We start from the raw sequence: 10,328 nt of genomic DNA, 5'->3' as shown, positions 1-10,328 counted from the left end.
TCATCCGTTCGTTCATGACACAGCTCTCTTTCCACGGCACAACCAATCCTCCTTGATTTGTACCGTATTATAAGTGTTACCTATGTCATGAGTCTAAACTGTAACCTATGTTCTGGGTTTGTACCATAGAAGGCAATATGGTCAAGGTGGACTGTATTCCGCATGCAGTTATCGGGTTCGGCTTTGCCTGCGATGCTTCATGGATCACTCTTGCCAATCTGGAGGGGACGAACTTCGGTTCTACCAAGGACAGCTTCGCGGTGGTCCTTAATGTCAGTTCTCTGCCGGTCGGTACCTACATAGATTCTGTGGTGGTGACATCGTCGGGAGCCCACAACTCACCCCAGTATGTGGTGGTATCGGTTGAGGTGGCGCCCATTCCACCGGATCTCGTTGTTAGCCCGCAGATTCTCGATTTTGAAGCTGACAATCTGGACGAAGAGGTTGCTCCTTTAAACCTTGCGATATCTTGTGCCGATGGCTCCGCGCTGACATATTCTTTGTCCGATCCTCCATCGTGGGTGACTATTTCAGGTTACGATGGTGTTACGCCGGATAACATTCTGGTTACAGCGCATCCCGGCATCGTGGGTACCGGTACTCAGGTAGCGAATTTGACAGTGACTTCGGATGATATGAGCGGTTCTCCACAGACTGTCGTCTGCCGTTTGACGGTCCCGCCGTGGTTGACACAGGAGGCGCCCTTCGAACAGAATATTCACGATGTGGTTTCTCTTGATGGTAATATGGCCTGGGCGGTTGGGTTTATTGCCAACGCCGATTACAGGGAGGGGTACATTTATGGTACGGTCGACGGTGGCGACAACTGGGACGTGAGGCTTATTCTGCCGGCCGGCCCCGGACAGGGGCTTGGTTTTGCGGCGATTGATTTGGCAGGTGAAGAGCTCTTTGCGGTGGGCGAAAGTGGAATTATTTACCGAAGTTCGGACTATGGAGATTCCTGGCAAAATATACCGTCCGGTTTGGAAGATACCGTGGTGACGTTCAATGATATCTGCTTCGTTTCTCCTGATGTAGGATGGATTGTCGGTGAGTACGGCGTGGTGCTTAAAACGACCGATGGCGGGCAAACCTGGGTTCAGAAGACCAGTGGAATTACAGAGGAATTGTATGGTGTCCACTTTATCGACGCCGCTAACGGCTGGGCCGTGAGTGGGTTCAAACGCGTGATCCGCACTTCGGATGGCGGCGATACCTGGTCCGTACACGCTTGTCCTTTCTACGACAGCAGAGATATTTGGTTCACAGACGTCAACAACGGCTGGATTGTAGGGAAGACGAGCAATCTTGGTTCCATCTCGTTCACTACCGATGGCGGCCTCACCTGGTCGACGAAAGATATCGGGTTGCCCAATACATATTTGCAGGCGATTCAGTTTGTCGACGAGTTAACTGGATGGATCGTCGGTCAGTCGGGGAAAGTGTTGTACACCGAAGACGCCGGTCAGACATGGACCGAGCAAAACTCCGGCACCGAGGACTGGCTCTATGGCGTTTACTTCCTTAATGACAGACTCGGATGGGCGGTGGGAGATTTGGGAACAATACGTTTTACAACTTCAGGGGGAAATTAGCGCCAACTGCGACTATGCCTCAATCTGAATGCTGATATAACCGAATGAATGGCCGGGCCGGTTTCAAATCTCAGGAGCCGGCCCGAGTTCGTTTGCTCTGGACGATATAAATACCCGCACCGAGCAGGAAAAGCCCGATAGATACCAGGTGATTGTAAGTCGGATTCATGCCCAAGAATGAAACATGCATTTCTGACTCGTAGTAGCGTACGTATTCAATCGCGTACCGGAACACTGCTTCCACCATAAACATCACCGCGACCAGTTGACCCACGAATTTTCGGTGCTTCATCATGATGTGAAGCAGGATGAACAGAAATAACCCGTATAATGAACTGTACAGTTGCGAAGGGTGTAGGTGAGTATCTCCGAAAATGTAGTATGGGATTGATCCAACCGGGAAAGACACTCCCCATGGGAGATCCGTCGGAGTGCCGAAACAGCATCCATTAAGAAAACACCCGATACGTGTAAAAGCCAGGCCCAGACCGAGCGTGGGGGAGAAGAAGTCGAAAACATCGAGCACCGACATTTTTTTTATTCGGCAATAGATAACTGTTCCCAAAACGGCCGCGATAACTCCGCCGTACAGATTCAAGCCGGCGATGCCGAACTGGCCCTGCGAAAACGGATTGAAACTGCTCAGCCAGTTGTCGGAAAAGTCACTCAGGTGTGTGGCGACGTAGAAGAGCCGTGCCCCTATCACTCCCCCGCCGATCATGATATAGGCTATGGTCAACAGCGGTTCGAACGGTCGATTGTATTTCTTGGCTGTGTGGGCGATGTATAAGACACCCAGAAAGAACGAGACCGCCAGCATCAAACCGTAACTTCTTATAGGCAGCGGACCAATATGGAAAACTTCAGGATACATTTTCTGTTTTCATCTCCTTTGACTTAGAAGCATTATAACCACTATCGGGTGAAATGGTGCAGTATTTCCACACAAAAAATACGGAAATCAGACCAATCAGTCCACCGACTACTACATCGGATACATAATGAAAGCGTCCCCAGACAGTCCCTACCGCCAGTCCAGCGACCAGAGGGGCTAAAACCCATGCTGCCCGGCGATAATACCGATAGGTGTACATAAGAATAACCAGAGCGATGCCGAAATGCGACGATGGCATACACCCGCCATGCACAGCCCCCTTGGCGATAACGAATTCGACGAGCCGGCGAAAAACGGGGCCCTCTATCTGGTTAACATAAGCGTTCCCGAAGTGCCAGCGAGGCCCCTCAATTGGATAGAGAAAGAACAGGAGATAAGACGAAAAGAAAGTCAGACACATCGCCCCCAGTGAACTTTTGATCACGTCATAGTTCTTCCTGTAAAAGAGTATCAGCAGGAACACGATAATCATGAAATAGTAGGCGAAGTAGCAAAAGGAGAATATCTCGTTGAGCCATACATTGAGCAGATGCTGATCGATGAAGATTGTGGGATTGACTCCAAAGATCGCTCTTTCGAAATTCGTCAACCCGGGGTCCAGAAAGCGATCGAACAGCAGAAAGATCGTTCCCTCGGTCTTCCGATAGAAGAAGGTGAACATCGTCCCCGGATATAAGAGTCGGACGAGTTTGTGAAGACGGCTTTTTTCTTCATCAACATAGCGGACAATCAGGGCGGCGATACCCGCCATAGCGCAGTAAAATATGATTTCATCATAGTAGAATTCAACGGGGCGGCCCACTGCCGCCACCAGCACGGCCATAAGCAAACAGTAGCCGATAATCAGCCGGTCGAAAAGGTAGACGCGAATGCGCGATATTGTCTTCGGATCGATTTGGTTCATTCGATATCTCCGGCCACGATAATCACGATTTCTCCCTTTATCGATCTGCCCGATATCCGGTCTCTGATTTCGACGGTGCTTCCGCGCAGGAACTCTTCGAATTTTTTGCTTATCTCTCTGGCCAGACACATCTGGCGCACGCCGAGAACCTCACAAATATCGTCCAGCGTTTTACCGATCCGGTGCGGAGACTCATAGAATACAAGAGTGTGTTTAAGCTGCTTTAATTTGGCCAACCTCGTCTTTCTGGCCGATGATTTCGGAGGGAGGAAGCCTTCGAAGAAGAACCTGTCGGTCGGCAATCCCGAAGCGGTGAGGGCGGGCACCAGAGCGCTTGCTCCCGGCAGCGGCACTATGTCGATACCATTTTCAATCGCGGCGCGGACAATTCTGTAGGCCGGGTCGGAGATTCCAGGAGAGCCTCCATCGGTGATAACCGCGACCGATTGGCCTTCACTTATTCTCTCAACCAGCTGGCGGGCCCGGGCTGCCTCGTTGAAATCGTGATAACTTATCAGCTTTTTCGATATGCCGAGTTGTTTTAGGAATCGTCCGCTGTGGCGGGTATCTTCGCAGGCAATCAGGTCGACCGACTCCAGCGTCTCCACCGCGCGCCGCGTGATATCGCCCATGTTGCCAATCGGCGTGGGTACGAGGTAAATTTTCCCCTTTGAGGACGTCACGGATGAATCTACTCCTCAAGCTCGATGCTGTCGGGAATGTTCACTCGGCCAAGCGGGGCTATATCCGGAGTATGGCGCTTGAAAGAATACCGCGTCAAAAGTGAGACAACCCGGCTGACATCAGCGGTGTCGAAACCTTCCCGTTCGAGCGCGGAAATCGATGTCTCACCATCGTCGACCAATCGCCTCAGCAGTTTGTCGATAGTTTCGTAAGTCACACCTATCTCGCCTTCGTCGGTCTGCCCGACCCAGAGGTCCGCGGTCGGCGGTTTGTCAATAATCGACTGAGGGATGCCCAGTTTTTTCGCCAGCAGCCTCACCTCCGTCTTATAAAGCTCGCCGATAGGGTTCAACGAGCAGGCGGAATCCCCGTACCAAGTGGTATAGCCGAGCGCGATTTCGGTGCGATTACCTGTTCCTAAAACGAGCCGGCTCTTCTCCTGGGCGATATCGAAAAGGATAGACATCCTCTCGCGGGCCATTTTGTTGCCGAGGCGAACGGCTCCGGGCTTGTCGACATGGGTGAAGTAGGCGTCAACCATCGGGGATATATCGATCTGCCGATACTGTACGCCGAGCTGGCTGACCAGGGCGAGGGCATCGGTGACGGAATTTTCCGAAGAAGTCTTATAGGGCATGAAAACGGCAAAAACCCTGTCGGCCCCCACAGCCTCAACCGCAAGGGTGGCCGAGAGAGCGGAGTCAATGCCGCCGGAAAGTCCCACCACGTAGCCATCCATGCCGGACTGGTTGAGTTTGCCCACCAGGAACCGCTTCATAGTCGTCAGGGCTTTATCAGCGTCAAATGTATAGGTCATATAGAGCTACCTTTCATGGAATTATGACAACGATAAGCCATTAGCGCCAAGCCATCAAGCAAAATATCGGCTCGCTTGACATAGCCCGCCGGTGTTGCGTATATTGCACGAACAGTCAATTACTTAAAAGCGTTAGGGGAAGCATGTCAGTCAACAAAGCGATTTTAATCGGTAACCTGGGAAAAGATCCGGAATTGAAGTACACTCCCAGCGGCAAGGCGGTAGCCACATTTTCACTGGCGACCACCGAGCGCTGGACCGGCCAGGATGGCCAGAAGAATGAGTCGACAACGTGGCACAATATCGTAGCCTGGGGAAGACAGGCCGAGGTCATGAAAGAATACCTCGCCAAAGGTAAATCAGTTTATATCGAAGGACGCATTGTCAACCGAAGCTACGATGATAAGGATGGCAACAAGCGGTATATTTCCGAGGTAGTGGTGCAGAACTTTCAGTTCATCGGCAGCCGCGGCTCGGCCGGTTCTGATGAGCGTGACTATTCACAGGCTCCGCCGGACACCTCGGCGCCACCACCGGCTGAGGCTTCCGAAGGGGACGACGACCTGCCGTTCTGATCAGAATTTGCGCTCAATTAATTTGCTGCCCCGTAAGCTCATGTTTGCGGGGCATTTATCTTGTTCAAAAACCACCATCAGGTTGTATTCAAGAAATACTAAATTCCGCACCTTCTTCTGCCGAACCAAGATACGCTAAGCATAAAAAAAGGGGAAACCAAAGCGGGCAACAGATTCTTCGCATAGGAGGAAAGACGATGTCTAAAGAGATTTCACTGCCATATGAGAATGTCTTCGAAGATGACGTCCGTAGCGACTATAAACGCATGGGACTGATGGTGGCGTCGGCTATATTGCTTTCGGCCGCGACAATTATCTATTATAACTACAAGCTCTACTACGAACAGATAGCTTCCGTTTACACTTCCATTGAAATAGCCGGTATCACTTTCATGCCCTACATGATATCAGCCGTGGTCGCGACACTGACTACGATGGCCGTAATGACCATGCTGCCGATGATTCGGAGCAAGCAGATGGCGGGCAAGATTCACGCCCGGCTGGCGCGCATGTCCGATGGAGACCTGACGACACAATCACGACTTGATTGCGGACACCCCTATCTGGGTCAGGTCGCCAGCGAACTCAATTATACTATCGGTATGCTCAGCAGCTCGATAGCCCAGTGGAAGATCATTAACCGCCAGCAGTGGGATTTGCTCGAAAGTATACGCCGCGAATCATTCGATGCTCACAATCCCGCCCTGAAGAAGCTGGTGGAAAAGATGGAAGATAACTGGGCGATGATTGCCGAGATTGAAGAAAAGTTTCGGACCTGAACTAATCCGGTAGTTTCTTCTCGATTTTTCTGACGCGCTTGAGCAATTCCGGCAGATGGACGAGCGCGGCTTCAATGCGCGCCGTCTGCCCGATTTCGCGGGCCGGGTAGCCGAAATAACTCTTGCCGGGTGGGATCGAATGGGATACTCCTGACTGCGCCCCTATTTTTACTCCGTCTCCAATTTCGATGTGTCCCACGATCCCCACCTGCCCGGCCAGAATCACTCCGTTGCCGAGTTTGGTCGAGCCGGATATTCCCACCTGAGAGACTATGATACAGTGACGGCCCACCTCCACATTGTGCCCGATCTGCACCAGATTATCAATTTTGGTCCCTTTGCCGATCACGGTCGGCCCGAGCGCGCCTCGATCGACAGAGCAGTTCGAACCAATCTCTACATCGTCTCCAATCTCTACCCAGCCGACCTGCTTTATTTTCTTAAGGCCGTTCTCGGATTCCGCAAACCCGAAACCATCGGAGCCTATTACAGTCGAGGAGTGGATTATGACATTGTCGCCGATACAGCAATCATCCATAATACACACACCGGGGTAGAGGATGCAGTTTTTGCCGACGCTGACGTTTTTGCCGAGGAACACGCCCGAGACGAGTTTACTGCCCTCGCCCACCACAACCCCGTCTTTTATGTGACAGAGGGGGCCGATTGAAGCTTCGGGGGATATTTGGGCGTCGGGGGCTACTACCGATGATTTGTCGACTCCAACAGCTACATCAACACTCTCCGGATAAAGTATATCCAGAACCTTCGCGAAAGTGAGATAGGGGTTTGGGTTTCTGATTACGGCGACCTGAGAACAGGGCGTATCTTTATCGAGAACGACCGCGGAGGCTTTTGTGCTATCGAGGAATTTGAGGTACTTGGTGTTGGCGACAAAAGTGATTTCGCCCGCGATCGCGGTGTGGATAGGGGCGGCACCGGTGATCTCGATGCCGCCGTCACCTTCCAGAATCGAATCCGTTTGACGGGCCAACTCTTTGAGAGTCAGCGCCGCGCTATTCCTCTTGCTTTTCAAGGTATTCCAGGACTTTTTCAGTTACGTCGTAACCTTCCTTGATATACCCCAGTCCGCTTTGCATGGTGAAGATAACGTCGTAATCACCCTCGAGGGCCACCGCTTCGATAGCCCGGTTCACATTTTCCAAAAGAGGTTCAAGGAGGGTCTTATTTTTTGTCTCGGCAGTTCCACCCGGGCCGTATACCTGGCGAGTGTAGGCGTCGAGCGCCTCCTGCTTGGCCCTGATAGCCGCTTCCTTCTCCTTTTTCTTGTCCTCGGAGAGAATCAGTTTCTGCTTGTCATACTCGACAATCAGATCGTCAATCTCCTGCTTCTTGGCCATAGCCTCGTCATCCCAAGCTTTCTGCTCGAGATCCCACTGTTCCTGAGCGCGTTGCCAGGCGGTGTAGCGGGTCTGGATGAGATCGTCTCTAACGAATCCGATTTTCAGCCCCTGTGCGTTGACCACACTCCCGACCACCGAAAGCGCGAAGAACGCAAAGAGAGCCAACAGAATTGTCCTTTTGATACTCAACATATGTATCCCCTTAAGATTATTGTTACCTGAACGTAGTTCCTATCTGGAAGTGCGGTTTCCACCCCTGATCATCTCCATCAAAAGCGTACCCGAAGTCGAACCCGAGCGTACCTATTCCCGGTACGGCAATTCTGAAACCGAGTCCGGCTCCTTTATACAAATCCGCGAACGGTCTGATATCTCTTTTACGCAGCCACGAATTGCCGGCGTCGAAGAACAGCAGTCCGTATATCTGCTGCTCGACAATCGGGAACTGGATTTCGACATTTGTTACGAGCATGTATTTGCCGCGCACCCTGACCGGATAGGAGCCTGCTGTCTTGATACTGTCGGGCGCGGGGCGGTCAGGGCTGAATATCGCGGAAGAATCACTGTAGTAATATAACGTGTCTGACTGAGTTACCGTGGAATCCGGTGTGAGGCTCCCGTCTGAGTAGCCTCTTACGATCCCGTCGTAAGCCGTTCCACCAGGCGTGAAGCGATCCGATACAAGTATCCGGTCATCGCTCACCCCCGGTGACACAATGACACCGTACTCGACTTTGGCGGCCAGAGAAAATTTCCAGAATAGTGGAATGAATTTGGCTATCGATATCGAGTGCTTCTGATACTTCCAGTATCCGCCCAGCGGTCCGCCGGTGTTCTCAAAGGTGTATACGATTTTCGATCCCGAGGTGGCGAATTCCGGTAGATTGCGCGAATCCCTGACAATTGTAAATGAAAGCTTGGACGCTGAATTGTACTCTTCATTGTACTGCAGCAACGAACCGGGATAGGGGCCGTTAACTTCGGTAAGCAGGACAGTGTCTTTTACGACGAAGCTATCGGCGTCGGAGTCAAATTCTTCACGCGCCCAATGATAGTAGCCTTTATATGAATTGCTTTCGACGAAAGCATCATCGAAATCATAATATCTTGCCCGTTCCAGGCGATAGGATGTGTACACCCTGAAGTAGTTGTCGGGCCAGCGAAGTCTTCGTCCCAAACGCAGGGAAGCACCCTGCCGGCCCTCAAGATAATCCCCGTACCAGTTGCGGTTAGTGGTGTACAGGTCAACGCCCATCGATGTCGGCCGGCCGAACATCCACGGCTCAGTGAACGAAATCGATAGCGAATTGCGCCTGCTGCCGAAAGTCGTATTAAACGAAACACTCTGTCCCATACCGCGGAAATTGGGGATGCCCAATCCGAGATTGCCAACGACTTTGTCTTCGCTATTGTAGCCGGCTCCGGCGGATACCTGCCCGGTCTGCTTCTCTTCAACTTTAAACTCGACATCGACATCACCGCTGGGAAGCCCTATCGGTGTCGGCTCGACATTGGCAAAGTAGTTAAGCGCCATCACGTCACGAATGGAACGAATCAAAAGCGCCCGGCTGAATTTCTGGCCGGGAAGGGTCGATATTTCGCGACGAATAACCTTATCCTTGGTCCTGGTGTTGCCCACGATCTTGACCAGATTGACATGCGAGGGCAGCCCCTCGGAGATGGTATAAGTTATGTCGATTATAGAATCGTTTTTCGTGGCGCGGTCGTCGAGCATGCGCATATTGAGATGACCTATGTCGTAATAGGCCGAGTATATCTCCTGAATGGATTCGTCATATTTTTCGGCGTTAAAATCGTCACCCTCGTCATATTTGAGCAGCTTCTGAAGAAGCTCCGACGGCAACTCTTCGTTGCCGACAAATTCGGCGTTACCGAAGTAATATTTGGGCCCCTCGTAAACATCGATATAGATCGTCATGCGGTTGATGGTTGTGTCTATGGAAGTCGAATCCGACATAAGGTAGGCATCGATAAAACCGCGCTTGTGGAACTCGGTGATGACCTTCTCCAGGTCCTCTTCGTACTTATCCTGCGCAAAGTCGGAACTCCGCAGGAAACCTCTCTTGCGGTTACGCATGACGCCGATTACGTCATCGGCCAGCACACGATCGTTGCCGGTCATGATGACCTGCTGGACCTTAACCTTCGATTTTTCGTCTATCTTGTAAGTGAGGATGGCTTCAGTAGAATCGAAATTATATTCCAGCGATGGCGTAACGGTCGCCTGGAAATACCCCTTCTCGGCGTATATGTTTTTGATTTCGTTTCTTTTCTTTTCAACCAGATATGGGGAAACATAGCCGCCCACGCCAAGATTAAGCTTCTCCTTGAAATCCTTATCGTCAACCTTATCGTTTCCGACGAATTCAAGGCCCGCCAGCTTGGGAAGTTCTTCGACTATGACATAGACTTTGAGTCCGCCTGAGACCTCCTCGGCCTCGAGTTTGACATTCGAGAAAATACCCAGGCCGTATAGACGGCGTATGGTTTCCGCGGTGTTGACGGGAGTCAGGGGAGAGCCGAGATGAAGCGAAGAGACTCCGAGTATCAGTGACTTGGAGGCAACCCGGTTGCCTACTACTTCGATATCTACAACATTATATACCTGCTGGGACTGCGCTACGATAGCAGTCAGCAGCAGGGTCAGAATTATCGTTAGAGCTATCCGTGCTCCGCTTTCTCGCATCATTTTAC

The 10,328-nt window shown here is 51.5% G+C and carries 10 protein-coding genes; 3 read left to right on the top strand and 7 right to left on the bottom strand.

All coding sequences use genetic code 11. The features are described from left to right. Positions 1-107 precede the first annotated feature (107 nt). Positions 108-1,595, top strand: a complete 1,488-nt coding sequence (locus AB1483_13830; protein MEW6413531.1) for a YCF48-related protein — start codon at positions 108-110, stop codon at positions 1,593-1,595. A gap of 70 nt (positions 1,596-1,665) precedes the next feature. On the opposite strand, the gene lgt is transcribed toward AB1483_13830, so the two are convergent. Genes lgt through AB1483_13810 form a run of 4 tightly spaced genes read right to left on the bottom strand, consistent with a single transcriptional unit; the run spans position 1,666 to position 4,895 of the window. Beyond that, on the bottom strand, positions 1,666-2,469 hold the full coding sequence (lgt, locus tag AB1483_13825; GenBank protein ID MEW6413530.1) for a prolipoprotein diacylglyceryl transferase: 804 nt from the start codon (positions 2,467-2,469) through the stop codon (positions 1,666-1,668). Further along, a complete protein-coding gene (locus AB1483_13820; protein ID MEW6413529.1) occupies positions 2,459-3,394 on the bottom strand; it encodes a phosphatase PAP2 family protein in 936 nt (311 codons plus the stop codon). Before AB1483_13820 ends, lgt begins: the two co-directional genes overlap by 11 nt. After that, complete coding sequence (rsmI, locus tag AB1483_13815; GenBank protein ID MEW6413528.1) at positions 3,391-4,077, bottom strand: 16S rRNA (cytidine(1402)-2'-O)-methyltransferase; 687 nt, start codon at positions 4,075-4,077, stop codon at positions 3,391-3,393. Before rsmI ends, AB1483_13820 begins: the two co-directional genes overlap by 4 nt. A gap of 8 nt (positions 4,078-4,085) precedes the next feature. After that, entirely contained in the window at positions 4,086-4,895 is an 810-nt protein-coding gene (locus AB1483_13810) for an NAD+ synthase (protein MEW6413527.1), read from the bottom strand. A gap of 143 nt (positions 4,896-5,038) precedes the next feature. On the opposite strand from AB1483_13810, the gene AB1483_13805 reads away from it, so the two are divergent. Further along, the gene (locus tag AB1483_13805) at positions 5,039-5,470 is read left to right on the top strand and encodes a single-stranded DNA-binding protein (GenBank protein ID MEW6413526.1); all 432 of its coding nucleotides are present in this window, start codon (positions 5,039-5,041) and stop codon (positions 5,468-5,470) included. 197 nt (positions 5,471-5,667) lie between these two features. Further along, positions 5,668-6,249 carry a hypothetical protein gene (locus AB1483_13800; protein MEW6413525.1) on the top strand — a complete coding sequence of 194 codons (582 nt, stop codon included), beginning with the start codon at positions 5,668-5,670 and terminating at the stop codon, positions 6,247-6,249. A 1-nt stretch (position 6,250) separates the two neighbouring features. On the opposite strand, the gene lpxD is transcribed toward AB1483_13800, so the two are convergent. The 3 genes from lpxD to bamA are packed head-to-tail and all read right to left on the bottom strand — an operon-like array spanning position 6,251 to position 10,323. Beyond that, complete coding sequence (lpxD, locus tag AB1483_13795; protein MEW6413524.1) at positions 6,251-7,285, bottom strand: UDP-3-O-(3-hydroxymyristoyl)glucosamine N-acyltransferase; 1,035 nt, start codon at positions 7,283-7,285, stop codon at positions 6,251-6,253. Then, the gene (locus tag AB1483_13790; protein ID MEW6413523.1) at positions 7,266-7,805 is read right to left on the bottom strand and encodes an OmpH family outer membrane protein; all 540 of its coding nucleotides are present in this window, start codon (positions 7,803-7,805) and stop codon (positions 7,266-7,268) included. Before AB1483_13790 ends, lpxD begins: the two co-directional genes overlap by 20 nt. 22 nt (positions 7,806-7,827) lie before the next feature. Beyond that, positions 7,828-10,323, bottom strand: a complete 2,496-nt coding sequence (bamA, locus tag AB1483_13785) for an outer membrane protein assembly factor BamA (protein ID MEW6413522.1) — start codon at positions 10,321-10,323, stop codon at positions 7,828-7,830. Positions 10,324-10,328: the final 5 nt, after the last annotated feature.

Source organism: Candidatus Zixiibacteriota bacterium (assembly GCA_040756055.1).
Classification (GTDB): Bacteria; Zixibacteria; MSB-5A5; order GN15; family FEB-12.
This window is presented reverse-complemented; position numbering and strand designations above follow the sequence as displayed.